Origin of the sequence: Pseudomonas sp. Z18(2022) (genome assembly GCF_036346535.1) — a bacterium.
Lineage (GTDB): Bacteria > Pseudomonadota > Gammaproteobacteria > Pseudomonadales > Pseudomonadaceae > Aquipseudomonas > Aquipseudomonas yamanorum_A.
The window spans coordinates 470,948-497,883 of record NZ_JAOTOA010000002.1 but is presented as its reverse complement, the minus strand read 5'-3'; the positions used below and the strand labels follow the sequence as shown (position 1 = coordinate 497,883).

Below are 26,936 nucleotides of genomic sequence, written 5' to 3'. Positions count from 1 at the left end.
TCCTTCAAGCTACAAATACAAAATATGCGCCGCCAGTTCCCGCGACGATCCAGACCTTATTTGTAGCTGGCCCAAGACTTGCCAACAAACGACGATTAGGCGAGATATCATTCCGTTTATTCATGCTAAGAACAAAAAGAGGCGTGCCGTGCTCAATAAAAGACATTTGCCCTCGATCACCGCCTTGCAGTGTTTCGAAGCGGTCACCCGCCACCTGAGTTTTACCCGCGCCGCCGAGGAGCTGAACCTCACCCAGAGCGCCGTCAGCAAACAGGTCGCGCAGTTGGAAGAACTGCTGCAGCACCTGCTGTTTCGCCGGGTGCGCCGCCGCTTGCAGATGACCCCGGCGGGCGATCTGTACCTGGTGGAAGTGCGCAAGATCCTGACCCAGGTGGAAATGTCCACTCACTACCTGCGCTCCTACGGCGGCGAGACCGAAGTGCTGCGGGTGTCCACGCCCTACACCTTCGGCGCCCGCTGGCTGGTGCCGCGTCTCAAGGGCTGGCGGCTGCGCCATCCGCAGATTCACCTGGACCTGTGCAACGAACAGGAACCGGACGAGCTGCTGCAAGGCAAGGCCGACCTGGCGTTCTACTTTGGCCAGGGCTCACGGCCCGGCACCGAGAGCCTCAAGCTGTTCAGCGAAGAGCTGGTGCCCGTGTGCTCGCCCGACAGCCTGCCCGCGCAACCCTTTACCGACCCCACGCAACTCAGCGAACTGGTGCTGCTGCAAAACGCTTCGCGCCCGCAAGGCTGGCACGACTGGTTCGCCGCCCAGGGTTATCACACCGAACACAGCTACCACGGGCCGCGCTTCGAGACCTTTTATATGTGCATCCGTGCCGCCCAGGTCGGCTGTGGTGTGGCGCTGTTGCCACGCTTCCTGGTGGAGGAAGAATTGGCCGAGGGCAAGCTGGTGATCCCCTGGCAGCACGCGATGCCGAGCCAGGATGCGTATTACCTCGCCTACCCCGAGCACTCGGCGGAAGTGCCCAAGGTGCGGGATTTTGTGAAGTGGATGATGGAGCAAGTCGAGCCTGTTTGATTTTCTTTGCCTGCAATACCGCTATCGCAGGCAAGCCAGCTCCCACCTTTTGGAATGCATTCACCTGTGGGAGCTGGCTTGCCTGCGATGGCGTCAGTGGTCCCACCGAAAAAACTGCTGGCAAAACAGCACAGGTCTATGCGCCACTAGCACCATTCCTTAATTGTGCGTAAAGGTCGGCGCCCATCGCCGACCCGTCTGGAGATTCCCGTTATGAGCGAGAGTGTGTTTGCCGATCGCATCGTGCAGAACCTGCTCGACACCGACTTCTACAAGCTGACCATGATGCAGGCGGTGCTGCACAACTACCCGAACGTGGAAGTTGAATGGGAGTTTCGTTGCCGTAACAGTGAAGACCTGCGCCCGTACCTGGCGGAGATCCGCTACCAGATCGAGCGCCTGGCCGAGTTGAGCCTGAGCCCCGACCAACTGGGCTTCCTGGAACGCATCAGCTTCATGAAGCCGGATTTCCTGCGCTTCCTCGGGCTGTTTCGCTTCAACCTGCGCTACGTGCACACCGGCATCGAAAACGGCGAGCTGTTTATCCGCCTGCGCGGGCCATGGCTGCATGTGATCCTGTTTGAAGTGCCGATGCTCGCGATCGTCAGCGAAGTGCGTAACCGCTATCGCTACCAGAGCGTGATCCTCGAACAGGCCCGCGAGCAGCTGTATCGCAAGTTCGACTGGTTGACCGCCAACGCCAGCGTCGAAGAACTGTCCGAATTGCAGGTGGCGGATTTCGGCACGCGCCGGCGCTTCTCCTACCGCGTGCAGGAAGAAGTGGTGAACGTGCTCAAGCACGACTTTCCCGGGCGTTTTGTCGGTACCAGTAACGTGCACCTGGCCCGCGAGCTGGACATGAAGCCCCTGGGCACCATGGCCCACGAATGGATCATGGCCCACCAGCAACTGGGCCCGCGGCTGATCGACAGCCAGATCGCCGCCCTCGACTGCTGGGTACGCGAATACCGTGGCCTGCTGGGCATCGCCCTGACCGATTGCATCACCACCGACGCGTTCCTCGGCGATTTCGACCTGTACTTCGCCAAGCTGTTCGACGGCCTGCGCCACGACTCCGGTGACCCGGTGCAATGGGCCGAAAAGGCCATCGCCCACTACCACAAGCTGGGGATCGAGCCGATGAGCAAGACCCTGGTGTTCTCCGACAGCCTGTCGCTGCCCAAGGCGCTGGAGATTTTCCGCGCGTTGCGGGGTCGGATCAATGTGAGCTTCGGCATCGGCACCAACCTGACCTGTGATATTCCAGGTGTGGAACCGATGAGCATCGTGCTTAAAATGACTGCCTGCAATGGCCAGCCCGTCGCGAAGATTTCTGATGAAGCGGGCAAGACCCACTGCACCGATCCGAATTTCGTCGCCTATTTGCGCCACGTTTTCAAAGTACCTGCCCTACCCAGCAAGGAGTGAATCATGCAAGCCGTACAGCGCGAGATTGCTGAACAGCTCAAGGTCCAGCCGCCGTTCAAGGACCAGGCCGCCCTTGAGGCGGAGGTCGCCCGGCGCGTTACCTTTATCCAGGATTGCCTGCTCAATTCAGGCCTCAAGACGTTGGTGCTGGGCATCAGCGGCGGCGTCGATTCCCTGACCGCCGGCCTGCTGGCCCAGCGTGCGATGGAAGAGTTGCGGGCCGCCAAGGGTGACGAGGCCTACCGCTTTATCGCGGTGCGCCTGCCCTACGAGACCCAGTTCGACGAACACGACGCCCAGGCGTCCGTGGACTTTATCGAGCCCGACGAGCGTCACACCGTAAACATCGGGCCGGCGGTGAAATCCCTGGCCAATGAAGTGGCGGCGTTTGAAGGCAAGGCGGCGGTCTCCCGGGACTTCGTGCTGGGCAACACCAAGGCGCGCATGCGCATGGTGGCGCAGTACACCATCGCCGGCGCGGCCGGTGGGCTGGTGATCGGTACCGACCATGCGGCGGAAGCGGTGATGGGCTTTTTCACCAAGTTCGGTGATGGCGCCTGCGACCTGGCACCGTTGAGCGGTCTGGTGAAAAACCAGGTGCGCGCAATTGCCCGGCACTTTGGTGCGCCGGAGTCACTGGTAGAGAAAATCCCGACGGCCGACCTCGAAGACCTGTCGCCAGGCAAACCGGACGAGGCGTCCCACGGCGTGACCTATGCCGAGATCGATGCCTTCCTGCACGGCGAGCCGGTACGCGAGGAAGCGTTCCGGATCATTTGCGAGACCTATCGCAAGACCGAGCACAAGCGGGTGATGCCGTTTGCGCCATAAGCTGACGTAGCAGCTCATTCTGGCAAAAGGGCTTACTGTGGTGAAGGAGCTTGCTGTGGCGAGGGAGCTTGCTGTGGCGAGGGAGCTTGCTCCCGCTGGGGCGCGAAGCGCCCCCCGAAACCCGCTTACCGCTTTTTCTGATGCTACGCGGTGACCTTATTGGGGCTGCTCCGCAGCCCAGCGGGAGCAAGCTCCCTCGCCACAAAAGCAGCTTGCCTACAGCTCAAAAAAAAGCGCCCCGAAGGGCGCTTTTTTTTGCCTGAAGAATGATTACTTCAGGGTCACAGTGCCTTTCATCATCGAGATGTGGCCTGGGAACGAGCAGAAGAACGAGTAATCAGTACCTGCCGCCAGCTTCGACACGTCGAAGGTCACGGAGTCTTTCTCGCCGGCACCGATGATCTTGGTGTGGGCGATGATGCGGGTGTCGCCGTCTTTCAGGTAGTTCTTGTCGATACCGGCAGCCATGCCGTCGCTGGCGATGCCAGGCATGTCGGCGGTGGAACTCAGCACCCAGTTATGGCCCATGACGTTTTTCGGCAAGCTGCCGGAGTGGGTCAACTCAACGGTGAACGTCTTGCAGCTCTTGTCGATTTCGACGGCCTTGGTGTTGAAGGACATCTGGTCAGTGGAGTCGACAGTGACCTTGCACTCTGCAGCAAGCAACTGGCCGCTAGCCAGAGTCAGCAGGGAAACAGCAACGAGTTTGGCAAACATGTGAATCTCCAGGGCAGGGTTTAAAAAACGCATATTGCGACAAGGGTGCCTGAGTCAGGCAGGACTTCATATGATCTGTATCAACAGATTGTATACAACTTTAGGCTATCAGACTCATCGACACAATCTACCGGCCAAAGTCCCGAGGCCAGCCTATGATCGGCTCATCTTCCTCCTGGAGTCCGAGCCATGCACCTCAATAGCCTGTTCCGCAGCCTGCTTGCCGCCTACGCCTGTGGTGCCAGCGGCACGTACGAAACACCTCAACGCGAGGTTTAATCCTTTGAGAGACGCAAGCCAGCCTTTACTCTTTAGCCACAACTGAGTGGAGTCAGGTATGTCTTTGAAGTCTGTCTGTGTGTTTTGCGGTGCCAGCAGCGGCACCAACCCGGCCTACCGCGAAGCGGCCGTGGCCCTTGGGCGCGCCCTGGCCGAGCGCAAGCTCACCCTGGTATATGGCGGCGGCGCCGTGGGCCTGATGGGTATCGTCGCGGATGCGGCCCTGGAAGCCGGTGGCGAGGTGATCGGGATTATTCCCGAAAGCCTGAAAGTCCTGGAAATCGGTCACAAAGGCCTGACCCGCCTGGAAGTGGTCGACGGCATGCACGCTCGCAAGGCGCGCATGGCCGAGCTGAGCGACGCGTTCATTGCGCTGCCGGGCGGCCTGGGCACCCTGGAAGAACTGTTCGAAGTCTGGACCTGGGGCCAGCTCGGCTACCACGGCAAACCGCTGGGTTTACTCGAAGTGAACGGTTTTTACCGCAAGTTGACCGATTTTCTCGATCATATCGTCGGCGAAGGTTTCGTCCGCGCACCGCATCGTGCCATGCTGCAAATGAGCGAATCGCCGGCTGAGCTGCTTGACGTACTGGATGCCTGGCAACCGCTGGTCCTGCCCAAATGGGTAGACCAAAAACCCGATTAACCCTTGGGACGCGATTAAAGGCAGAATACGCGCCGCTCAACCTCACCTTCGACCCCAGAGGATCGCCCATGGCAAAACCTAATTACTCCTTCGCCAAACGTCAGAGAGACTTGGCCAAAGAGCAGAAGAAAGAGGAAAAGCTGCAGCGCAAGAAACTTGCAGCCGACGAAGAAGCCGGTGCACTGAACCCGGATGCTGAAGGTACAGTGGCTACAGACGAAACCGAAGCACCGAAAGATCAGGCGCCGGACGCCTGAGAACCACTGGATTTATGTAGGAGCCGGCTTGCCGGCGATCGGGCCGAATCATCACCAGAGATCTCAAGGCCGCCATCGCCGGCAAGCCGGCTCCTACAGTGGATCTGCGCTATTCCAGCGGCATCACCGTCACCCGCACTTCCGGGTCATGGCTCCCTCCCCCCAGAATTACCCCCCGCAACGGCGAAACATCAGAAAAATCCCGGCCCCAGGCCAGGGTGATGTGTTCCAGTGCCGGCTGCACATTGTTGGTCGGATCAAAATCCACCCAACCCGACACCGGGCAAAACACCGACACCCACGCGTGGGATGCATCCGCGCCGATCAGCCGTGGCTGGCCGGGCGGTGGCTGGGTCAGCAGGTAACCGCTGATATAACGCGCCGCCAGGCCCCGGGAGCGCAGGCACGCGAGCATCAGGTGGGCGAAGTCCTGGCACACGCCCCGCCGGCGCTCCAGCACTTCCACCAGCGGCGTGGCGACTTGGGTGGCTTCGGCATCGAAGGTGAACTCGCTGAAGATCTTTTGCATCAGTGCCTGCACGCCCAACAGCAACGGGCGACCGGCCGGGAAACAGTCTTCGGAGAACTCGACGAAGCTTTTCTTCAGATGCACGTAGGGCGATTCGAAGCGATAGCGACAGGCCTCGATCACCTCGGCCGACAACGGCTGGCTGCTGTAGGTCAGGCCGTTGCGTGTCTGGTCCCAGGCCGGCGACAGGTTGAAGTCCAGTGCCGGCCGCGCCAACACCTCCACAGTCAGCCCGGCGTTCACCAGCAGCTCATCATGGGGCCGCTCGAACGCCAGCCGGGTGATCGGGTTGCCAAACACGTCCAGCTCATCCCGGCGCGAAGTCGGCTCGGGGCTTATCTCCAGTTGCTGCGAGCTGCAGCGCTGCCAGGCACACGGCCGCGGCCACAGGTGCGCCAGCTGCTGGGCCAGGGACACCGGGCTGTCGTAGTGGTAATGGGTATCGTGGAAAATCTGGTAGCGGGCACTCATCACACAGACACCGTTTGCTGGCTGACATCATCCACATGGGCAAAATGGCGCAAGGCCAGGCGGTCGGAGACTTGCCCGCTTTCGTCAGCCACCGCTTGCAGCAGGTCGGCCAGGCCATCCAATGCGGCACGCACGCTGGACTCACCGAACAGCGGGTTCTCCAGGCAGCCCAGGTCAAAGCGCGCCAGGCGCTCCACCAACGGCGCCAGCCCGGTTTCCCGAGGCACGCCGAAATCGTCATTCAGGCGACGCAGGGTGCGGCTCACCAGTTTCAGCTGGAACAGCACCGCGTGGGGGTTTTGCTCATCCAGCAGCAACAGGTCCAGCACCGGGATCAATTGCGGCACCGCGAGGTAACGCGAGCGATAGGTGATGCTGCTGTTGCCCAGCTCCAGCAACCACTCCAGCCCGGCCTGATCGAACACCGCCACGCCCCGCAGGAAGGCCGCGAGGCTGCTGCTGAGAAACTGCAGACGCTCGATGCGCCGGCCCATCATCAGGAAGCGCCAGCCTTCGTCGCGCGTCATGTCGTCGAGGGCAAAGCCCGACAGCGCCGCGAGGGACATCACCAGCCGGTTGAGGAAGTCGAGCAGTTCGCCGAAGTCCGGCTCTTCGCTTTCCAACTCCAGGGCTTCGCGCTGCAATTCCACCAGCGCCTGCCAGTTTTCCCGGGACAACTTGCCGCGCACCTGGGACGCCGCCCACTGCAAACGCTGCAAGTTGGCCCGCAGGCTCGACGGCCAGTCATCCCCGAGCAACGCCGCCTGAAGCCGCTCAGGCAATTCGCCCTCCTCCGGCAACAGTCGCAGGTTCTCACCCAGCTCAACCGCTGCCTGCAGCGCCAGCGGGTCATCTCCGTCGACATAGCGGGCGAGGACGATCCGCAACCAGCGCGCGCTGTCATCACAGCGCTCGCAATAGCGGCCAAACCAGAACAGGTTCTCCACCACCCGCGACGGCAGGTACGGGTCACGCCGCACCAGGTCGTGGGCGCCAATGGCTCGCTGGGCACGCCACTGTTCGACGCCGTGGGCGCGCTCGCCGAGCACCCAGGTGTCCTTGCTCGCGCCGCCGCGCTGCATTGACACCACTTCGGCATCGGCCTCGGCGGCCACTCGGGTCAGGCCGCCGGGCAGTACCCGGTAACCTTCAGCGCTGGCCACGGCGTACACGCGCATGCCGATGGCGCGGTGTTGCAGGTGATCGTCCACCGTGTGCCAGACCGGCGCCTGGGACAGTTGCGCGAGTTCCTGGGCGACGTAGGCGTAAGGTCGCGCCTGCATGCGTTCGGCCAGGGCCTGGCGCTGCTCATCGTTCAAGTCGCGGCCAAATACCGGGGTGAAACTTTGCGACGGGAACGCCGGTTTGATCAGCAGCTCCGGGAGCTTTTCCAGGGCTTCGGCCAGTACCGGCGGCTCACCGCACCACCAGGTGGCGATGGACGGCAGGATCAGTTCTTCGCCAAACAGGAATTGATTGATCTTCGGCAAAAAGCCCAGCAGGCCGGGGGATTCCAGCACGCCGCTGCCCAAGGCATTGGCCACCAGCACGTTGCCTTGTCGCACCGCGTCCAGCAGGCCGGGCACGCCCAGGGCCGAGTCGGTGCGCAGCTCCAGCGGGTCGCAGAAGTCATCGTCCAGGCGGCGCATGATCGCGTGTACCCGGCGCAGGCCACTGAGGGTCTTGAGGTACACCGTGGCGTCGCGCACGGTCAGGTCGCCACCTTCCACCAGTGGGTAGCCGAGCTGACGGGCGAGGTACAGGTGCTCGAAATAGCTTTCGTTGAAACGGCCCGGGGTCAGCAGCACGATCAGCGGTGGCTGGTCATCGCTCGGCGCCTGGCGGGCCAGGGTTTCCTGCAAGGTGCGGAAGAAACCGGTGAGGTGCTGCACCTGCAAGTCGCGGTACAGGTCCGGGAAAGCACGGGACACGATGGTGCGGTTTTCCAGGGCATAACCGGCGCCGGACGGGGCCTGGGTACGGTCGGCAGTGACCCACCAGCGGCCATCCGGCGTACGCGCCAGGTCCACGGCGTACAAGTGCAGAAACGCACCGTCGGGCGGCTGGATGCCCTGGCACGGCCAGAGGAAATTGTTATGGCCGAACACCAGCTCTGCCGGCAGCAAACCTTCGGCGATCAAGCGTTGCGGCCCGTAGAGGTCGGCCAGTACCGCATTCAGCAGGCGTGCGCGCTGGGCGATGCCGGCGGAGAGTTGCTTCCACTCATCGGCGGCCAGCACGTGGGGCAACAGGTCCAGCTCCCACGGGCGATCGGCGCCCTTGGGGTCGGCGTAGACGTTGTAGGTCACGCCGTTTTCCTGGATCTGCCGGGTCAGCAAGGCCTGGCGCTGGGCCAATTGCGCCGGAGTGCTGCGTTGCAGGTGATCGAGCAGGCGCTGCCAATGGGCACGAACCGCGCCACTGTCGTCCAGCAGTTCGTGATAAGTGCCCGCGGTCAGCGGGTAACGGTCGAGCAAGTCGGGCATGGAACGCTCGGCAGAGGCAAGGGAAGTCAGTATGTAGGAGCCGGGCTTGCCCGCGATGCAGGCACCTCGGTGCATCTGGTGTACCGAGGTGATGCTATCGCAGGCAAGCCAGCTCCCACATTAGGGATTTGTCGCTTTCGGGATTATGTACATTCAATCCTCTGTTTTTTTTGCAAAGCGCCGCAAATCCAGGGTCATTGGCAGTTCATCATTGATCACCACACTCGGCACCGGCAGTTTCCCGGGGCTGTGTCCCAGGCGGAAAAACCGCGCCATCCGCCGGCTTTCAGCTTCGTTGGCATTCACCGGCAGGCTGTCGTAATTACGCCCGCCAGGATGGGCGACATGGTACTGGCAACCACCCAGCGAGCGCTGCATCCACGTGTCCAAAAGATCAAATACCAGCGGCGCATGCACCGGGATGGTCGGCTGCAAACAGTTGGCCGGTTGCCAGGCGCGATAGCGCACACCGGCAACAAACTCGCCGACCCGCCCGGTGGGTTGCAGCGGCACCGGAATGCCGTTGCAGGTCAGCAGGTAACGCTGGGGCGGCAGGCCGCTCAACTTGACCTGCAAGCGCTCCAGGGACGAATCCACATAACGCACCGTGCCGCCCACCGCGCCCTCCTCGCCCAGCACATGCCAGGGTTCCAGGGCCTGGCGCAGCTCCAGTTCGATACCACTGACGGCGTAGTCGCCGACCTTGGGAAACCGGAATTCCAGGTGCGCGGCAAACCATTCGGCCCGCAGCGGGTAACCGGCAGCGTTCAACTCGACGATCACGTCGGCAAAATCCTGCTCGATAAAGTGCGGCAGCAGGAAGCGGTCGTGCAACTCCGTGCCCCAGCGCGCCAGCTTCGGCGGCGCATAGGGTTCACGCCAGAAACGCGCGACCAGTGCCCGCAGCAACAGTTGCTGGGTCAGGCTCATGCGTGCGTGGGGCGGCATTTCAAACGCCCGCAGCTCCAGCAGGCCCAGGCGTCCGGTGGCGCCGTCCGGCGAGTAGAGCTTGTCGATGCAGAACTCGGCGCGGTGGGTGTTGCCGGTGACGTCGATCAGCAGGTTGCGCAGCAGGCGGTCCACCAACCATGGCGGGCACTCTTCGCCTACTTCGGGCATCTGGGCGAAGGCAATTTCCAGCTCGTACAACGCATCGTTGCGCGCTTCGTCGACCCGTGGCGCCTGGGACGTCGGGCCGATGAACAGGCCGGAAAACAGGTAGGACAAAGACGGGTGGTTATGCCAGTAGCTGATCAGGCTGCGCAGCAGATCGGGGCGCCGCAGGAACGGCGAATCCTTGGGCGTCGCGCCGCCGAGCACAAAGTGGTTACCGCCGCCGGTGCCAGTGTGGCGGCCGTCGATCATGAATTTTTCGGTGGTGAGGCGGGTTTGCCGGGCTTCTTCATAGAGAAACTCGGTGCGCTCCACCAGTTCGTCCCAGGTGGCGGACGGCTGCACGTTGACCTCGATCACGCCCGGGTCCGGCGTCACCCGGAAGTTGCTCAGGCGCGGATCGCTCGGTGGCTCGTAGCCTTCCAGCAGTACCGGGCAATGCAGTTCTTGCGCAGTGGCTTCGATGGCCGCCACCAACTCCAGGTAATCCTCGACCCGCTCCAGCGGCGGCATGAACAGGTACAGCCGGCCTTCCCGCGCTTCGGCGCACAGGGCGGTGCGGGTCAGCCAGTCGGCGGATTCGTCGATCTTCGGGATACGGTCCTGGCTCGCGGCTGCCTCGCCATGACTTTGCAGTTGTGAGCTGCTCGGCAGGTCTGCCAGCTCCTGATTGGGATCGGTGGGGTGCACGAACGGATAATCCGCCGCCGTCACCCACGGCTGCGAGGCCAGGGGCAGGCGATAACCCAGGGGCGAATCGCCCGGCACCAGGCGGCAATGGTTGTCCCGCAGGTACCAGCGGCCGCTCTGCCAGCGGTCATTGGCCGCCGTACGCGCCAGCGGCAGCACCTGGCCGATGACTTTATCCAGGCCCTGGCTGAAGACTTTGCGCAGGCGTTCGCGCTCAAGCTTGTCATCCAGGCGCGGATCTTCGGCGCTGACGTTTTGCGGCAAGGCGCCTTCGCGCCACAGGTAATAGAAATTGTCTTCGTAGGCCGGGAATACAAAATGCGCAGGCAGTTTCAGGCGCTCGGCGACACTCGCCAGAAAACGCCCGGCCATCACACCATCGGCGCCGTAGCTTTCCTGCTCATCGGCGATCAGCGCGCTGTTGTGCCAGATCGGCACCCCATCGCGGCGCCAGTAGCAGTTCAGGGACCAACGCGGCAACTGTTCACCGGGGTACCACTTGCCCTGGCCGAAATGCACCAGGCCCTTGGGTGCGTAGTGCTTGCGCATACGCTGGAACAGCTCGGCGGACAGACGGCGTTTGTCCGGACCAAGGGCGGCGGTGTTCCATTCGGCGCCGTCGGGGTCGTCGATGGAAACGAAGGTGGGTTCGCCGCCCATGGTCAGGCGCACATCGTCCTTGATCAGGTCGCCATCAATCTGTCGGCCCAAAGCCTGGATCGCCAGCCACTGCTCTTCGGTGTAGGGCTTGGTAACCCGTGGGGCTTCCCAAATCCGCTCTACGGACATCTCGTGGGTAAATTCGCACTCGCAAGGCTCCACCAAGCCACTGATGGGCGCAGCGGAAGAAGGATCAGGACTACAGGCCAACGGAATATGGCCTTCACCGGCGAACAAGCCGGAGGTGGCATCGAGGCCGATCCAGCCGGCGCCGGGCAAATACACTTCACACCAGGCGTGCAGGTCGGTGAAGTCCACTTCGGTGCCGGACGGGCCGTCCAGGGCTTTGACGTCGGCGGTCAACTGGATCAGATAGCCGGACACAAACCGCGCCGCCAGCCCCAGGTTACGCAGCAGCTGCACCAGCAGCCACGCCGAGTCGCGGCAAGAGCCGGAGGCATTTTCGAGGGTGAATTCCGGGGTTTGCACGCCCGGTTCCATACGGATCAGGTAGCCGATATCCGCCGCCAGACGCTGATTGAGCCCCACCAGGAAATCCACGGCCGGCAACGGTGTGCGGTCGATACCCGCCAGATAGGCGGCGAATCTCGGGGTCAGCGGCAAGGTTTCCAGGTACGGCGCCAGCTCGCGCTGCTCATCGGCGGCGTAGCTGAAGGGGATTTTCTCGGCGTAGGGCTCAAGGAAAAAGTCGAACGGGTTGAACACCGCCATCTCGGCGACCAGGTCGACTTCGATGCGCAACTCGTCGGTCTTTTCCGGGAACACCAGACGCGCCAGGTAATTGCCCTGGGGGTCTTGCTGCCAATTGATGAAGTGCTGCTCCGGCAGCACTTTCAGCGCGTAGGACAAAATCCGCGTGCGGCTATGGGCCGCCGGACGCAGACGAACAATCTGTGGGCCGAGTTCGACCGCGCGGTCGTAGCGGTAATGCGTAACGTGGTGCAACGCGACATGAATCGACACGGCGGCCTCCTGCGAGCCAGGGCATGGAAACAAAGCGCGCAAGACTTATGCCAGAGCGGCCGTCATTGCGCTTTATCGTGGGACCCGGTGCAGTACAGCACCAAAACGGCGCGATGGCCGCCGTCGTGGTGCGAGGGTTGCACATATTTGTGGCGGGCGTGTGAGGGCGGGTGGTGAATCTACCCAGTCAACGGGCTTTGTGCCTGGCGATCACGGCTTCGCGCAGGTGGCGGACTTCCAGCAGTTTCTGGCGCATTTCGCGGTGGCGCTTGCTGTTGAGCACCAGCAGCGCCAGCAAGGGTAAAAGCACGCTCATGCCATAAATGAACGGATGCGGCCGATACCCGATCGTGGGCAGCACACCCACAAAACAAACGCCCAGCAACCCCACCAGCGGCCACACCCATTGCGGACGTCCGCGGGCGATCATGAAGTTGCAGTGCACGATGACCAACGTCAGGGCGATTCCGCCGAAAAAGGAGTACCTGGCGTTATCCGCCAGGGGCAGGTCCTGAAAATAGCTGTCAAAAAACAAAGGCACCGCAAACACCAGGGAAAACACGGCGGCAAATATCGCCCCCATGAAGACCGGAAAGTACCGGGATAGAAAACCGCGAATGCTCGGTACTTCGTTCATTGCTCGATCTCCTCATACAGGCCCACGGCAAGGGTTCGAACGTTGCCTGAGAGCGCACTGCCAGTGAAGCCAATGGAGGCACCCAGCGCGTCCTGTATTTGCGTGACCGTTGCGTGCTTGAGCTGAGTGGGCGTGAAGCGCTTGGGCAACTCACCGGATAACTGTCGCAACTTGAGCATCTTCGAAGTCAGGCGCGGGTCATTGATGCTCAGCAACTCCTTGGTCAGTTTGGCGCGCTCCTGCCGATTCAGGCCCTTGAGCACCTCCCGCAGACTTTTGCCGGTTGTCGCCTTGTTCAGCCTGACCAGCTTGAGGGTGGTCAGTGAAGAAGCGCCGACGCCGACCAACGACGCAGCGTCCAGCGCGATCATGGTGTATTGGTACCACTCCTCGCCGTCGAGCTGGTCGTTGCGCGACGGATTTCTTATTTCGTTGACGGTGCGATAGCCGCCGGCAAAACACTGCACGGTACTGGCTGCCGCAGCGGTGTAGCCGAGTGCGGCAATCACCGTACTGGCACCCGCTGAAAACGGGATCGCAACGGAGCCGCTGAGCACCACTACCCAGCCGATGACAGCACCGGCACACGACAGCGTGGTGTTGATCGCTTCACCCACCAGTCGCGACTCGCGCGGGTTGTCCTGCACCTGCTGGGCGAACTGCGCAGGTGCAATGTACCTCTGCGCTTCACGCAGGATCACGCGCTTGGGCGCAATGCTGCAGATGGGTTGGAATTCGCGCAGGGTGACGACATTGAAGTCAGCATCGATATACACCACACCTGCACCTACGATGCCGGGGTCGGCGTCGATGGCGGCAAACAGGCGCGGCAGGTTGATCTGGCTTTCGATGCGCTGGCGCGCCATGAACTGGGAGCGGTTGGAGTCCATGCCAATGCCAAGCAGGGGGCTGCTCATGGGGGCGTTCTTCCTTGAAAGTGATGGTGACCTGACCGGCCTCATCGCGGGCAAGCCCGGCTCCCACATGTGGAATGCATTCTCCTGTGGGAGCTGGCTTGCCTGCGATGGCGCTCGAATGGGCGCCACCTTAACAAACAGGCTACCCACCCGCTAGAAAGCAAAACGCCAGCACGAGGCTGGCGTTTTGCGATTCAGGCTGCGATCAACGCGGCACCACCGGCTTGCGGGCTGGCTTCTTGCCTTTGCCCTTGGCCGCGTCAGTGCGTTCCTTGGCGGCCTGCTTGTTGCGCGCCATGGCCGCGGCCTTGGCTTGCTCGCGCTTGTCCCACGGGTTGCTGCCGTCACTGCCACGCGGCGGCAAGCCGGTGTGCTGGGTGAGGATTTTGGTGGTGGTTTCCTTCGCGACCTTGTGGCTGCCAGCCGGCGTCGAGTTCTTGCGACGGGCGCTCTGGTAGCTGTCGGTGGACGGCTGGTGCAACGGAATCAGTTGCTCCTTACCCGGCCCGATCAAGTCGCCACGGCCCATGCGGGTCAATGCTTCACGCAGCATCGGCCAGCCTTTCGGGTCGTGGTAGCGCAGGAAGGCCTTGTGCAGACGGCGCTGTTCTTCGCTCTTGACGATGGTCACCGCGTCGCTCTTGTAGGTGACCTTGCGCAGCGGGTTCTTGCCCGAGTGGTACATCGCGGTGGCGGTGGCCATTGGCGACGGGTAGAACGCCTGCACCTGGTCGGCGCGGAAGCCGTTACCCTTGAGCCACAGGGCCAGGTTCATCATGTCTTCATCGGTGGTGCCCGGGTGGGCGGCGATGAAGTAAGGAATCAGGTACTGCTCCTTGCCCGCTTCCTTGGTGTACTTCTCGAACATGCGCTTGAACTTGTCATAGCTGCCAATGCCCGGTTTCATCATCTGGTTGAGCGGACCTTCCTCGGTGTGTTCCGGGGCGATCTTCAGGTAGCCACCGACGTGGTGGGTCACCAGCTCTTTGACGTATTCAGGCGACTCGACCGCGAGGTCGTAGCGCAAGCCGGAAGCGATCAGAATCTTCTTCACACCCGGCAACGCACGGGCGCTGCGGTACAGCTGGATCAGCGACGAGTGGTCAGTGTTCAGGTTCGGACAGATGCCCGGGAACACGCAGGACGGCTTGCGGCACGCGGATTCAATTTCCGGGCTCTTGCACGCGATGCGGTACATGTTCGCGGTCGGGCCGCCGAGGTCGGAGATGACGCCGGTGAAGCCGGGCACCTTGTCGCGGATCTCTTCGATTTCGCGAATGATCGACTCTTCGGAACGGTTCTGGATGATCCGGCCTTCGTGCTCGGTGATCGAGCAGAAGGTGCAGCCGCCGAAGCAGCCACGCATGATGTTCACCGAGAAACGGATCATGTCGTAGGCCGGGATCTTCTCCTTGCCGTACGCCGGGTGCGGGACACGGGCGTAAGGCATGCCGAACACGTAGTCCATTTCTTCAGTGGTCATGGGAATCGGTGGCGGGTTGAACCATACGTCCACTTCACCATGCTTCTGCACCAGGGCGCGGGCGTTGCCCGGGTTGGTTTCCAGGTGCAACACGCGGTTGGCGTGGGCGTAGAGCACCGAGTCGCCACGGACCTTTTCCACGGACGGCAGACGGATGACCGTCTTGTCGCGGGTCATGCGCGGGCTCGCCAGGATCTGGACGACCTTGGCTTCTTCCGGGTCTTCCACCGGGCCCTTTTCCTGCTCGATGGCGCAGGCCTGGGTGTCCTGGGTATTCACGTACGGGTTGATGATCTTGTCGATCTTGCCCGGACGGTCGATACGGGTGGAGTCCACCTCGTACCAGCCCTCAGGCGTGTCACGGCGAATGAACGCGGTGCCGCGCACGTCGGTGATGTCTTCGATCTTGTGGCCCCACGACAGGCGCTGGGCAACTTCGACGATGGCCCGCTCGGCGTTGCCGTACAGCAGGATGTCGGCGCAGGCGTCGATCAGGATCGAGTTGCGTACACGGTCCTGCCAGTAGTCGTAGTGGGCGATGCGGCGCAGGGACGCTTCGATGCCGCCGAGTACGATCGGCACGTGCTTGTAGGCTTCCTTGCAACGCTGGCTGTACACCAGGCTCGCGCGGTCCGGACGTTTGCCGGCCATGCCACCCGGGGTGTAGGCGTCATCGGAACGGATTTTCTTGTCGGCGGTGTAGCGGTTGATCATCGAGTCCATGTTGCCGGCCGCGACGCCGAAGAACAGGTTCGGCTCGCCGAGCTTCATGAAGTCGTCTTTGGACTGCCAGTTGGGCTGGGCAATGATCCCGACGCGAAAGCCCTGGGACTCCAGCAGCCGGCCGATGATTGCCATGCCGAACGACGGATGGTCCACGTAGGCGTCACCGGTGACGATGATGATGTCGCATGAATCCCAGCCAAGCTGATCCATCTCCTCCCTGCTCATCGGCAGGAATGGCGCAGGACCGAAACATTCGGCCCAGTACTTGGGATAGTCAAATAACGGCTTGGCTGTTTGCATGACGGTGACCGGTGTTGAGATGAAAAATCGCGGGCGCGGAATATAGCACAAAATTTGACCAATTCCGACCTTTGCAGTCGGAATTGGTGGGCAGCGCTTTTACTCGTCGTCGAAGTTATAGCTGCCCGGCGCCAGGTTTTCGAAACGGGTGTATTTACCGATAAACGCCAGGCGCGTGGTGCCGATGGGCCCGTTACGCTGCTTGCCGATAATGATTTCGGCGATGCCTTTATGCTCGGTTTCCGGGTGATACACCTCGTCCCGGTAAACGAACATGATCACGTCCGCATCCTGCTCGATCGCTCCGGATTCCCGCAAGTCGGAGTTGATCGGGCGCTTGTTGGGACGTTGCTCCAGGGAACGGTTGAGCTGCGAGAGGGCAACCACCGGGCAGTTGAATTCCTTGGCCAGGGCTTTCAACGAGCGGGAAATCTCGGAAATCTCGTTGGTCCGGCTGTCGCCGCTGGAGCCCGGGATCTGCATCAGTTGCAGGTAGTCGATCATGATCAGGGCGATGTCGCCGTGTTCACGCACCAGGCGCCGGGTACGCGCACGCATTTCCGACGGGCTGATGCCCGCGGTGTCATCGATGAACAGCTTGCGGTCGTTGAGCAGGTTGACCGCCGAGGTCAGGCGCGGCCAATCGTCGTCTTCCAGGCGACCGGCACGCACCTTGGTCTGGTCGATGCGGCCCAGGGACGACAACATACGCATGATCAGCGATTCACCTGGCATCTCGAGGGAGTACACCAGTACCGCCTTGTCGCTGCGCAACACGGCGTTTTCCACCAGGTTCATCGCAAAGGTGGTTTTACCCATGGACGGACGGCCGGCGACGATGATCAGGTCAGACGGCTGCAGGCCGCTGGTCATGCCATCCAGGTCGGTGTAGCCGGTGGACAGGCCGGTGATCGCGTTGTCGGTGTTGAACAGGGTATCGATACGGTCGATGGCCTTGGTCAGCAGGTCGTTGACGCTGACCGGGCCGCCGGTTTTCGGCCGGGCCTCGGCGATCTGGAAGATCTGACGTTCGGCCTCGTCGAGAATCTCTTCAGCGGTGCGGCCTTCGGGGTTGAAGGCGCTGTCGGCAATCTCGGTGGCGATGCCGATCAACTGGCGCAACGTGGCCCGCGCACGGACGATCTGCGCATAGGCCTTGATGTTGGCGACCGATGGCGTGTTTTTCGCCAGTTCACCCAGGTAACCGAGGCCGCCCACTTGGGACGTCTGGCCTTCCTTGTCCAATTGCTCGGCCAGGGTCACCACGTCGATCGGTGAGTTCTGGTCGGCCAGCTTGGCAATGGCGCGGAAGATCAGGCGGTGGTCATGACGGTAGAAATCGCCGTCCGAGACTTGATCCAGCACGCGTTCCCAGGCGTTGTTGTCCAGCATCAAGCCACCGAGCACGGCCTGTTCGGCCTCGATGGAATGTGGCGGCACCTTCAGGGCAGCGGTTTGCAGGTCATATTGCTCAGGAGCGGAGATATCGTTCATGGCCACTTGGAATAGTTGGAGAATCAGGGGCTACAGAAAAACAAAAGGCACGACCTGTAAACAGGATCGTGCCCGATGTTAACCGGCTGACACGCGTGGTGCCAGTCAGTTAGGTGCTGCTTAAGCTGCTACCACAACAACGCGTACGGTGGCTTCAACTTCAGCGTGCAGGTGCACGGCTACGTCGAATTCGCCCACGTTGCGGATGGTGCCGTTCGGCAGACGAACTTCGCTCTTCTGCACTTCAACGCCGGAGGCGGTCAGTGCATCAGCGATGTCGTGGGTGCCGATCGAACCGAACAGCTTGCCTTCGTCACCGGCGGTGGCAGTGATAGTCACTTCCAGCTCAGCCAGTTGGGCAGCGCGAGTTTCGGCCGAAGCTTTTTTGTCTGCTGCTGCTTTTTCCAGCTCAGCACGACGCTCTTCAAACGCAGCCAGGTTGGCAGCGGTTGCAGCGGTGGCTTTGCCGTATGGCAGCAGGTAGTTACGACCGTAGCCGGCCTTAACGTTCACTTTGTCGCCCAGGTTGCCCAGGTTGGCGACTTTTTCCAGAAGGATCAGTTGCATGTGAAAATCCTCTAACTTTTAACCTTCACCGTTCGCGTTATCGGCGTCTTTCGGCGCCAGACGACCGCGAAAATCAATCAGGCCGTCGACAATGGCCAAGACCACGAGTAACGGATAGATCAGCTGCATGAACAGCAACAGCGTCACGTACAACCCCACCAGCCAGAATCTGCCCAGTCGCTTTTGCGCCACCAGCCCATGAATCAGGGACAGGCCGGCGAATACCAGCGGTACGCTGCACAACGGCACCAACAGCGCCAGGCCAAACGTCGGCCCGACCACCATGAACGCCAGCAGCAACATCGCGGGTCCTGCGGGGATTCTGATACTGCGAAACTCGCGACCAAAACCGCCCGGGTTATACAACAACGCCTGCCAGTAACGCCCAAGAATCAGGCTCAGCACGCTGACGATCTGCAACAAGGCCGCAATCAGGCCGGTAAGCATCGGTGCAATCACTGACGCAAGGCGCGCTCGCTCCTCTACCGATAACTGCTGGTAGAGATCCCCGAGGGCCAGCGGCAGGATCTTTATGATCTCCTGCGCCAGCGCCTCGATTTGCGGGCGGAAAGCCGCGCCAAGCGCCAGTGAATACACCAACCCCAATGCCACGCTGACCAGCAGCGTACGGACCCAGGACTCACTTGCGCGTAAAACCAACGCAAGGGTCGATGAACCGAGCAGTACCAGAAGTACCCGTGGATCATCGAATTTCAACCACCAGACCAAGGCCGGCAGTATTCCCAGGGCAAGAACGCCAAGGGCGTCCTTCAAACCGCGCCGCAGCAGCACAAGGCAACCTGCGGCAGCACCCAACCAATACAACAACGGCAATGCTGCACATCCAGCCACTACCAGAGTGGCCTGCACACGACCGCGCATGATGAACTCAGCTAAGGCGCGCATGCATTCAATCCCTTACTACTTGTCGACTGCCCGGTCTCAGCGGCCGTGGCTGTCGGTGTAGGCCAGCAGGGCCAGGAAGCGGGCGCGCTTGATAGCGGTGGCCAGCTGACGCTGATAACGAGCTTTGGTACCGGTGATGCGGCTTGGAACAATTTTGCCGGTCTCGGATACGTAGGCTTTCAGAGTGTTGAGATCTTTGTAATCGATCTCCTTCACGTCTTCAGCGGTGAAGCGGCAGAATTTACGACGACGGAAGAAACGTGCCATTTGATAGGCTCCTTAAAAGGTCCGTGGATTACTCGTCAGCGTTATCGCTGTTGTCGCTGTCATCACTATCAGCGCTTTCAGCGCCTTCGTGCTCAGGACGGTCGCGACGCTCACGGCGCTCACTGCGGTTTTCTTCAGCCTTGAGCATCTCGGATTGGCCGGTAACAGCTTCTTCGCGACGGATGACCAGGTTACGGATCACAGCATCGTTGTAGCGGAAGTTGTCTTCCAGCTCGGCCAGGGCCTTGCCAGTGCACTCAACGTTCAGCATCACGTAGTGAGCCTTGTGAACATTGTTGATTGCGTAGGCCAGTTGACGACGGCCCCAATCTTCCAGACGGTGGATTTTGCCGCCGTCTTCTTCGATCAGCTTGGTGTAACGCTCTACCATGCCGCCGACTTGCTCGCTTTGATCCGGGTGGACCAAAAAGATGATTTCGTAATGACGCATGAATGCTCCTTACGGGTTGTAGCCTGCCGCTCAAAAACGGTCAGACAAGGAGTGAATGACACTTATGGATCTTGCCGAAGGGAGGCACATGCGTGCCTGCCATGAAGGCAAGGGGCGCAATTGTAGAGAAGGGGGAGAAAGGGCGCAAGGTGATTGGTGATTATTTGAACAGTCACCCCATCCCACAAAAACAAATGTGGGAGCTGGCTTGCCTGCGATGACAATGGCACAGGCAACATCTCTGCTGGCTGACACACCGTCATCGCGGGCAAGCCCGGCTCCCACAGGGTCTTGCGTCGATCTCAAGTCTTACTTTTTAGCTTTAGCCTTGGCACCACGCTGGCGCCGGGCTTCGAACAGGCAGACGCCCGTTGCGACTGAAACGTTGAGGCTGCTGACGCTACCGGCCATCGGCAGGTGCACCAGGTAGTCGCAATGCTCGCGCGTCAGGCGACGCATACCCTTGCCTTCGGCACCCATGATCAGGATGGTCGGGCCGGTGAGGTCCTGGTCATAAATGCTGACCTCGGCCTCCCCCGCCGTACCCACGATCCACAGGCCGCGTTGCTGGAGTTTCTCCAGGGTACGCGCCAGGTTGGTCACGGCCACCAGCGGAATCACTTCCGCCGCGCCGCAGGCGACTTTACGCACCACAGGCGTCAGGGTTGCCGACTTGTCTTTAGGCACGATCACCGCCAACGCACCGGCAGCATCGGCAGAACGCAGGCAGGCGCCGAGGTTGTGCGGGTCGGTCACGCCGTCGAGCACCAGCAACAGCGGTGCGCCTTCGGTGCGATCGAGCAGCTCGTCGAGCATTGCTTCACCCCAGACCTGGCTCGGGCTTACGTCCGCGACCACGCCTTGGTGAACACCTTCGACCCAAACGTCCATTTCGCGACGTTCAGCCTGGCCGATGGCAACTTTGTTTTGGTTCGCCAGCTCCACCAACGCTTGAACGCGCGGCTCGCTACGGCCTTCCGCCAACCACACCTGCTTGACGCGCTTCGGGTGGTGACGCAGCAATGCTTCTACGGCGTGTACGCCGTAGATTTTTTCCAGACTCATGACTTGGCCTTAGGTTTGCGCGACCCGCCGCTTTTGGCGGGGGCCGAACCCGCTTTTGGCGGGCCTTTACGGTGTTTACTCGGCTTGCTCGACGGTTTTTCCGCCTCGCGGGACTTTCCCCCAGACGCCGCTTTACCACCGCTTTTGGCTTCGTTGAGCAACTGCTGCTTCAACTCGCGGCTCTTGCGCAGCTCGGCGTTTTTCGCCGCAGCGTCGCTTGGGCGGTAGGCTTCAGGGGCCTTGTCCTTGGCAGACGAACGACGCGGCGCCTTGGCTGGCGCAGGCTCGGCGACCACTGCTTTCGCAGGAGCACCTTTGCCTTTGGAGGCCGGGGCTGCAGTTTCGCTGCCACGTTTTTTACGACCAGTCGGTTCGGCTGGCTTGTCCGGCATGCCGAAGTCGATCTTGCGCTCGTCGAGGTCGACGCGCATGACCTGCACTTCCACGGTATCGCCCAAACGGAAGCTGCGACCGGTGCGCTCGCCCGCCAGGCGGTGATGCACAGGGTCGAAGTGGTAGTAGTCACCCGGCAAGGCGGTGACGTGCACCAGGCCCTCGACGTAGATGTCGGTCAGTTCGACGAACAGGCCAAAGCCGGTCACGGCGGTGATCACACCCGGGAACGATTCGCCAACGCGATCCTTCATGAACTCGCACTTGAGCCAGTTCACTACGTCGCGGGTGGCTTCGTCGGCACGGCGCTCGCTCATGGAGCACTGCTCGCCCAACTGTTCCAGGGCCGCTTCGTCGTACGGATAGATCCGTGCCTTCGGAATGGTCATGGCACCGGCGCGCTTGACGTGCGGGGTGTTCTGCTTGGAATGGATCACGCTGCGGATCGCCCGGTGCGTGAGCAAGTCCGGGTAACGGCGAATCGGCGAGGTGAAGTGGGTGTACGCCTCGTAATTCAGGCCAAAGTGGCCCTGGTTATCAGCGCTGTACACCGCCTGGCTCAGGGAGCGCAGCATCACGGTCTGGATCACGTGGTAATCCGGACGGTCCTTGATGCTGGCCAACAGTGCCTGATAGTCCTTCGGCGTCGGGCCGTCCTTGCCTTTGTGCAGGGACAGGCCGAGCTCACCGAGGAACGCGCGCAACTTCTCCAGACGCTCCGGCGGCGGGCCGTCGTGCACCCGGTACAACGCAGGAATCTCGTGCTTCTTCAAGAATTCTGCAGTAGCCACGTTGGCGGCCAGCATGCATTCCTCGATCAGCTTGTGAGCATCGTTGCGTGTGGTCGGGGTGATCGCGGCGATCTTGCGCTCGGAACCGAAGACAATCCGGGTTTCCTGGGTTTCGAAGTCGATCGCGCCACGCACGTGACGAGCGCCCAGCAGCACCTTGTACAGCGCATAGAGCTGCTTGAGGTGCGGCACGACATGGCCGTACTCACCGCGCAAGGCTTTGGCTTCGCTGGTTTTCGGCTGTTCCAGGATGGTGCTGACCTTGTTGTAGGTCAGGCGGGCCTGGGAGTGGATCACCGCTTCGTAGAACTGGTAGTCAGTCATTTCGCCGGTTTTCGAGATGGTCATCTCGCACACCATGGCCAAACGGTCGACTTTCGGGTTCAGGGAGCACAGGCCGTTGGACAGCTGCTCAGGCAGCATCGGGATTACGCGCTCAGGGAAGTACACCGAGTTGCCGCGCACCTGGGCTTCGTTGTCCAAAGCCGAGCCGATCTTCACGTAGCTGGACACGTCGGCAATCGCGACGAACAACTTCCAGCCGCCGGAGAACAGGCGCAGTTTGCCGGGCTTGGCTTCGCAGTAGACCGCATCGTCGAAGTCGCGGGCATCTTCGCCGTCAATGGTGACGAACGGCAGATGACGCAGGTCGATGCGTTTCTCTTTGTCTTTTTCTTCCACTTCCGGCTTGAGCTTGGCGGCTTCTTTCAGCACCGCCTCAGGCCAGACGTGAGGGATATCGTAGGTGCGCAGCGCAACATCGATTTCCATGCCCGGCGCCATGTAGTTGCCGACCACTTCAACGATATCGCCCTGTGGCTGGAAGCGCGCAGTTGGCCAGTGGGTGATTTTCACCTCGACGAACTGACCGACCTTGGCGGCGCCATTACGGCCCGGGGTGATCAGCACTTCCTGTTGGACCTTCGGGTTATCCGGCACGACAAAGCCGATGCCGCCTTCTTCGAAGTAACGGCCGACGATGGACTCGTGGGCACGGGACACCACTTCGACGATCACACCTTCACGGCGACCGCGACGGTCGAGACCGGAAACGCGCGCCAGGGCACGGTCGCCATCGAACACCAGGCGCATTTGCGCCGGGCTCATGAACAGGTCGTCGCTGCCATCGTCCGGGATCAGGAAGCCGAAACCGTCACGGTGGCCGGCGATGCGGCCGAGGATCAGGTCGAGCTTGTCCACAGGGGCGTATGTGCCACGGCGGGTGTAGATCAACTGGGCATCGCGCTCCATGGCGCGCAGGCGGCGACGCAGGGCTTCGAGTTGGTCTTCGGTGGTCAGACCGAATTCTTCAACCAGCTGCTCGCGGCTAGCAGGCGAACCCCGATCGGCGAGATGCGCCAGGATCAGTTCGCGGCTAGGAATAGGGTTTTCATATTTTTCCGCTTCACGAGCGGCCTCGGGATCGAGGGACTGCCAATCGGCCATTAGAGAGTTTTCACCTTGTCTATATGCGGGTTAGTTTGGCATACGCGTATTGAAACGGGAAATTTCAGGTGTCAACAAGCCCGTAAAAGCACTTTGTAGCCCTTGGAATGCACCTTGCGCGACCGCCCGCGAAATTTTCCAGGCTTTTTTGATAACGGGGCTTTACAGCGCAAAAAGCGGTCCGTATAGTGCGCGCCATCGACGACGGCAACGTTGTTGATGCTGCCCAGGTGGTGAAATTGGTAGACACGCCAGCTTCAGGTGCTGGTGATCGCAAGGTCGTGGAAGTTCGAGTCTTCTCCTGGGCACCAATTTCAAACTCAAGGTTCTTCCTCGAGTCTCCAAAAACCCGCGAAAGCGGGTTTTTGCGTTTCAGGCCTTTGATTTTTAACAAGAATCTTGATTTATATTTTTGAATCAGGGGTTTACAGATCAAAAAGCCCTCCGTATAGTTCGCTCCATCAACAGCGCAAGCGTTGTTGATAATGCCCAGGTGGTGAAATTGGTAGACACGCCAGCTTCAGGTGCTGGTGATCGCAAGGTCGTGGAAGTTCGAGTCTTCTCCTGGGCACCAAATTCAGATCAAACCCGCGAAAGCGGGTTTTTTCGTTTCCGGGGTTTGAAAACCTTCCCGGTGATTTTCCCCTCGTCCGCACTTGAGAAGTTTTATCGTTTATCCTTGTAAGGATTTGTTGCACTCAAGTGAGGAAAACCCCGGATGATGATCCGCGATACCCGTCTCAAGACATCCCTTCTGCGTGGCCTGACCATCACTCTGCTCGGCCTGACCCTGCTCTCGCCCGCTGCCTATTCTGCCGACAAGGTTGCACTGACCTTGTACAACGGCCAACACAAGGAGGTCGGCGATGAACTTGCCAAGGCCTTCGAAGCCAAGACCGGTATCCACGTCAACGTGCGCAAGGGCAGCAGCAACCAGCTGGCCAGCCAGGTCGTGGAAGAAGGCGACCGCTCCCCTGCCGACGTGATCTACACCGAAGAATCGCCGCCGCTGAATAAGCTCGGCGAGCAAGGCCTGCTGGCAACCATCGACGCCAGCACCCTCGACGTTCTGCCCAAGGAGTACGTGGCCGCCAACGGCGCCTGGATGGGCGTGACCGCACGCACCCGCGTCGTGGCTTTCAACCCGAAACTGATCGCCGAGAAAGACCTGCCCAAGTCGGTACTGGATTTCGCCGGTCCCGAGTGGCAAGGCAAGGTCGGTTTCGTACCCACCAGCGGCGCGTTCCAGGAACAGGCTGTCGCGATCATCAAGCTGCACGGGCGCGAAGCGGCTGAAGAATGGCTGACCGGCCTACGAGCGTTCGGCAAGGTCTACAGCAACAACATGGTTGCGCTCAAAGCCGTGGAAAACGGCGAAGTCGCTACGGTACTGGTGAACAACTACTACTGGTTCGCCCTGAAGAAAGAAAAAACCAACCTGGATTCGCAACTGCACTACTTCACCAACGGTGATGCGGGCGGCCTGATCACCGTATCTGCCGCGGCTGCGCTGAAATCCAGCAAGCATCCAAAAGAAGCCCAGCAACTGCTGGCCTTCATGGCCAGCGAAGAAGGCCAGCGGGTGATCACCAACACCTCCGCTGAATACCCGCTGCGCAAAGGCATGCAATCCAACCGTGGCCTCAAGCCTTTCAGCGAGCTGCAACCGCCGAAAGTCACCCCGGCCGACCTGGGCAACGCCGAAGAAGCCCTGGAACTGGAACGTGACGTTGGCTTGAACTGATGAACCCATCGCTCCCCGCCCCCGCCCTGCGCGGGGGGTTTACGCCGAGACGCAAACGCCCTTCGATCTGGTTATTGCTGCCCGTCCTGCTGCTGGTAGGCCTGAGCCTGCTGCCGCTGGCGTATGTCGGCCTCAAGGCCTGGCAAGCAGGCTGGGCCGAGGCCGTGCACTTGCTGTGGCGACCTTATGTGTTCGGACTGCTGCGCAACACCCTGGCGCTGATGGTCGGCGTGACCGTGGCGTGCGGCGTGATCGGCCTGTCGCTGGCCTGGCTGCTGGAACGCAGCAATTTGCCGGGGCGGCGTATCTGGGGAGTGGTTCTGTGCCTGCCTTTTGCGGTGCCAGCATTTGTCAGCAGCTTTACCTGGGTTTCGCTGAGCGCCAACTTTGAAGGATTGGGCGGAGCAATCCTGGTGATGACCCTGTCCAAATACCCGCTGGTGTTCCTGCCAGTGGCGGCGACCCTGCGCAATCTTGATCCGTCCCTGGAAGAATCGGCCCGCACCCTGGGACTGAATCGCTGGGGCGTGTTCTTTCGCATCACGCTGCCCTTGCTGTGGCCCTCACTGCTGGCCGGTGCACTGTTGATTGCCCTGCACATGCTGGTGGAGTTTGGCGCGCTGTCGATCATTGGCCTGCAGACTTTTACCACCGCGATCTATCAGCAATTCGAGCTGGAGTTCAGCAACGCCAATGCGGCGATGCTCTCGGCGGTGCTGCTGGTGATGTGCCTGACGCTGCTCTGGCTGGAGCTGCGGGTACGCGGCAACGGCCGGCATGTGCGCACCGGCCAGGGCGCGGCACGGCATGCCGAACAGGTTCGACTGGGTAAATGGACATCGCTGGGGCAACTGTATTGCTTGCTCCTGGCGATCATTGGCAGCGGCATTCCATTGGGCATGCTCGGCTATTGGCTGGCCGTGGGCAGCTCGGCAGCATTTCCGGTCGCCGAGATCAGCGAGGCGCTGCTGTCTTCCCTGGCACTGTCCCTGGGCGGCGCAGCGCTTTGCCTGTTGTTTGCCGTGCCGGTGGGCTTGCTGGTGGTGCGCTACAAGGGCCAACTCGCGCTGTGGGCCGAACGCCTGCCGTACTTGCTGCACGCCCTGCCCGGCCTGGTGATTGCGCTGACGCTGGTGTATTTCGCCCTGCATTACGTGCCGGCGCTGTATCAGACCTCGGCGTTGTTGCTGATCGCGTATGCGTTGCTGTTTTTGCCGCTGGCCCAGGCGCCGATTCGCACGGCGCTGAACAAAGCGGCACCGCAGCTGGAAGAGGCGGCGCGAACGCTGGGAGCGTCGTCGTTCAGTGCGTTTTGTCGGGTGACGTTGCCGATTATTTTCCCGGCATTGGGGGCGGCGTTCGCGCTGGTGTTTCTGGATGCGATGAAGGAATTGACGGCGACGTTACTGCTCAGTCCGACCGGGCTGAATACCTTGGCGACTGCCGTATGGGCGCATACCTCGAATGTGGAATTCGCGGCAGCGGCGCCTTATGCGGCATTGTTGATTCTGGTGTCGGGGCTTCCGGTGTATCTGCTTACGACGCGGATGTATCTGAGCCGCTGAAGTCGCCATCGCAGGCAAGCCAGCTCCCACACTCGACCGAGTTCCAAC

21 protein-coding genes and 2 tRNA genes are annotated in these 26,936 nt (G+C 61.2%); 9 read left to right on the top strand and 14 right to left on the bottom strand.

From position 1 onward, the window contains the following. Positions 1–148: 148 nt before the first annotated feature. The 3 genes from V3W39_RS07520 (at position 149) to nadE (ending at position 3,304) form a co-directional block, all read left to right on the top strand. Entirely contained in the window at positions 149–1,045 is an 897-nt protein-coding gene (locus tag V3W39_RS07520) for a LysR family transcriptional regulator (RefSeq protein WP_177041313.1), read from the top strand. Between the two features lie 213 nt (positions 1,046–1,258). After that, the gene (gene pncB / locus V3W39_RS07515; RefSeq protein ID WP_177041311.1) at positions 1,259–2,473 is read left to right on the top strand and encodes a nicotinate phosphoribosyltransferase; all 1,215 of its coding nucleotides are present in this window, start codon (positions 1,259–1,261) and stop codon (positions 2,471–2,473) included. 3 nt (positions 2,474–2,476) lie between these two features. After that, entirely contained in the window at positions 2,477–3,304 is an 828-nt protein-coding gene (nadE, locus tag V3W39_RS07510; protein ID WP_177041309.1) for an ammonia-dependent NAD(+) synthetase, read from the top strand. A gap of 270 nt (positions 3,305–3,574) precedes the next feature. On the opposite strand, the gene azu is transcribed toward nadE, so the two are convergent. Further along, positions 3,575–4,021, bottom strand: coding sequence for an azurin (azu, locus tag V3W39_RS07505; protein WP_177041307.1), 447 nt, complete (start codon positions 4,019–4,021; stop codon positions 3,575–3,577). 337 nt (positions 4,022–4,358) lie between these two features. On the opposite strand from azu, the gene V3W39_RS07500 reads away from it, so the two are divergent. Both V3W39_RS07500 and V3W39_RS07495 read left to right on the top strand, forming a co-directional pair. Next, complete coding sequence (locus V3W39_RS07500; protein WP_063033377.1) at positions 4,359–4,946, top strand: TIGR00730 family Rossman fold protein; 588 nt, start codon at positions 4,359–4,361, stop codon at positions 4,944–4,946. A gap of 68 nt (positions 4,947–5,014) precedes the next feature. Then, on the top strand, positions 5,015–5,203 hold the full coding sequence (locus V3W39_RS07495) for a hypothetical protein (RefSeq protein WP_010173886.1): 189 nt from the start codon (positions 5,015–5,017) through the stop codon (positions 5,201–5,203). A 109-nt stretch (positions 5,204–5,312) separates the two neighbouring features. Here the strand turns inward: V3W39_RS07495 and V3W39_RS07490 are convergent, their stop codons facing one another. From V3W39_RS07490 to rnr, 13 genes are all read right to left on the bottom strand, one after another. After that, on the bottom strand, positions 5,313–6,203 hold the full coding sequence (locus V3W39_RS07490) for a transglutaminase family protein (protein ID WP_177041306.1): 891 nt from the start codon (positions 6,201–6,203) through the stop codon (positions 5,313–5,315). Then, entirely contained in the window at positions 6,203–8,689 is a 2,487-nt protein-coding gene (locus V3W39_RS07485; RefSeq protein ID WP_330212435.1) for a circularly permuted type 2 ATP-grasp protein, read from the bottom strand. The genes V3W39_RS07490 and V3W39_RS07485 overlap by 1 nt, the downstream gene beginning before the upstream one ends. A gap of 153 nt (positions 8,690–8,842) precedes the next feature. Then, entirely contained in the window at positions 8,843–12,136 is a 3,294-nt protein-coding gene (locus V3W39_RS07480) for a transglutaminase family protein (RefSeq protein WP_330212434.1), read from the bottom strand. 187 nt (positions 12,137–12,323) lie between these two features. Further along, positions 12,324–12,773: a hypothetical protein gene (locus tag V3W39_RS07475; protein WP_177114203.1), complete on the bottom strand. Its 450-nt coding sequence runs from the start codon at positions 12,771–12,773 to the stop codon at positions 12,324–12,326. Continuing rightward, positions 12,770–13,690 (bottom strand): NAD synthetase, encoded by a 921-nt coding sequence (locus V3W39_RS07470; protein ID WP_177041301.1) that lies wholly within the window; start codon positions 13,688–13,690, stop codon positions 12,770–12,772. Before V3W39_RS07470 ends, V3W39_RS07475 begins: the two co-directional genes overlap by 4 nt. Positions 13,691–13,895: 205 nt before the next feature. Next, positions 13,896–16,199 carry a YgiQ family radical SAM protein gene (locus tag V3W39_RS07465; RefSeq protein ID WP_177041300.1) on the bottom strand — a complete coding sequence of 768 codons (2,304 nt, stop codon included), beginning with the start codon at positions 16,197–16,199 and terminating at the stop codon, positions 13,896–13,898. 99 nt (positions 16,200–16,298) lie between these two features. Continuing rightward, positions 16,299–17,693, bottom strand: a complete 1,395-nt coding sequence (dnaB, locus tag V3W39_RS07460) for a replicative DNA helicase (protein WP_064450415.1) — start codon at positions 17,691–17,693, stop codon at positions 16,299–16,301. A gap of 120 nt (positions 17,694–17,813) precedes the next feature. Next, a complete protein-coding gene (rplI, locus tag V3W39_RS07455; RefSeq protein ID WP_003171376.1) occupies positions 17,814–18,260 on the bottom strand; it encodes a 50S ribosomal protein L9 in 447 nt (148 codons plus the stop codon). Between the two features lie 18 nt (positions 18,261–18,278). Then, positions 18,279–19,166 (bottom strand): hypothetical protein, encoded by an 888-nt coding sequence (locus tag V3W39_RS07450; protein ID WP_010173874.1) that lies wholly within the window; start codon positions 19,164–19,166, stop codon positions 18,279–18,281. 36 nt (positions 19,167–19,202) lie between these two features. Next, positions 19,203–19,433, bottom strand: coding sequence for a 30S ribosomal protein S18 (rpsR, locus tag V3W39_RS07445; protein WP_002551829.1), 231 nt, complete (start codon positions 19,431–19,433; stop codon positions 19,203–19,205). Between the two features lie 28 nt (positions 19,434–19,461). Further along, entirely contained in the window at positions 19,462–19,884 is a 423-nt protein-coding gene (gene rpsF, locus V3W39_RS07440; RefSeq protein ID WP_003217491.1) for a 30S ribosomal protein S6, read from the bottom strand. Between the two features lie 309 nt (positions 19,885–20,193). Next, the gene (rlmB, locus tag V3W39_RS07435; RefSeq protein ID WP_177041299.1) at positions 20,194–20,949 is read right to left on the bottom strand and encodes a 23S rRNA (guanosine(2251)-2'-O)-methyltransferase RlmB; all 756 of its coding nucleotides are present in this window, start codon (positions 20,947–20,949) and stop codon (positions 20,194–20,196) included. Then, the gene (rnr, locus tag V3W39_RS07430) at positions 20,946–23,579 is read right to left on the bottom strand and encodes a ribonuclease R (RefSeq protein WP_177120454.1); all 2,634 of its coding nucleotides are present in this window, start codon (positions 23,577–23,579) and stop codon (positions 20,946–20,948) included. The genes rlmB and rnr overlap by 4 nt, the downstream gene beginning before the upstream one ends. Positions 23,580–23,803: 224 nt before the next feature. Between rnr and V3W39_RS07425 the strand changes: the two genes are divergently transcribed. The 4 genes from V3W39_RS07425 to V3W39_RS07410 all read left to right on the top strand — a co-directional run bounded on the left by V3W39_RS07425 (position 23,804) and on the right by V3W39_RS07410 (position 26,888). Next, a tRNA-Leu gene (locus tag V3W39_RS07425) sits at positions 23,804–23,890 on the top strand. Positions 23,891–24,066: 176 nt separating this feature from the next. Then, a tRNA-Leu gene (locus tag V3W39_RS07420) sits at positions 24,067–24,153 on the top strand. Between the two features lie 144 nt (positions 24,154–24,297). Continuing rightward, positions 24,298–25,323, top strand: coding sequence for an extracellular solute-binding protein (locus V3W39_RS07415; RefSeq protein ID WP_177041295.1), 1,026 nt, complete (start codon positions 24,298–24,300; stop codon positions 25,321–25,323). Continuing rightward, positions 25,323–26,888, top strand: coding sequence for an ABC transporter permease (locus tag V3W39_RS07410; RefSeq protein WP_177076158.1), 1,566 nt, complete (start codon positions 25,323–25,325; stop codon positions 26,886–26,888). The genes V3W39_RS07415 and V3W39_RS07410 overlap by 1 nt, the downstream gene beginning before the upstream one ends. Positions 26,889–26,936: the final 48 nt, after the last annotated feature.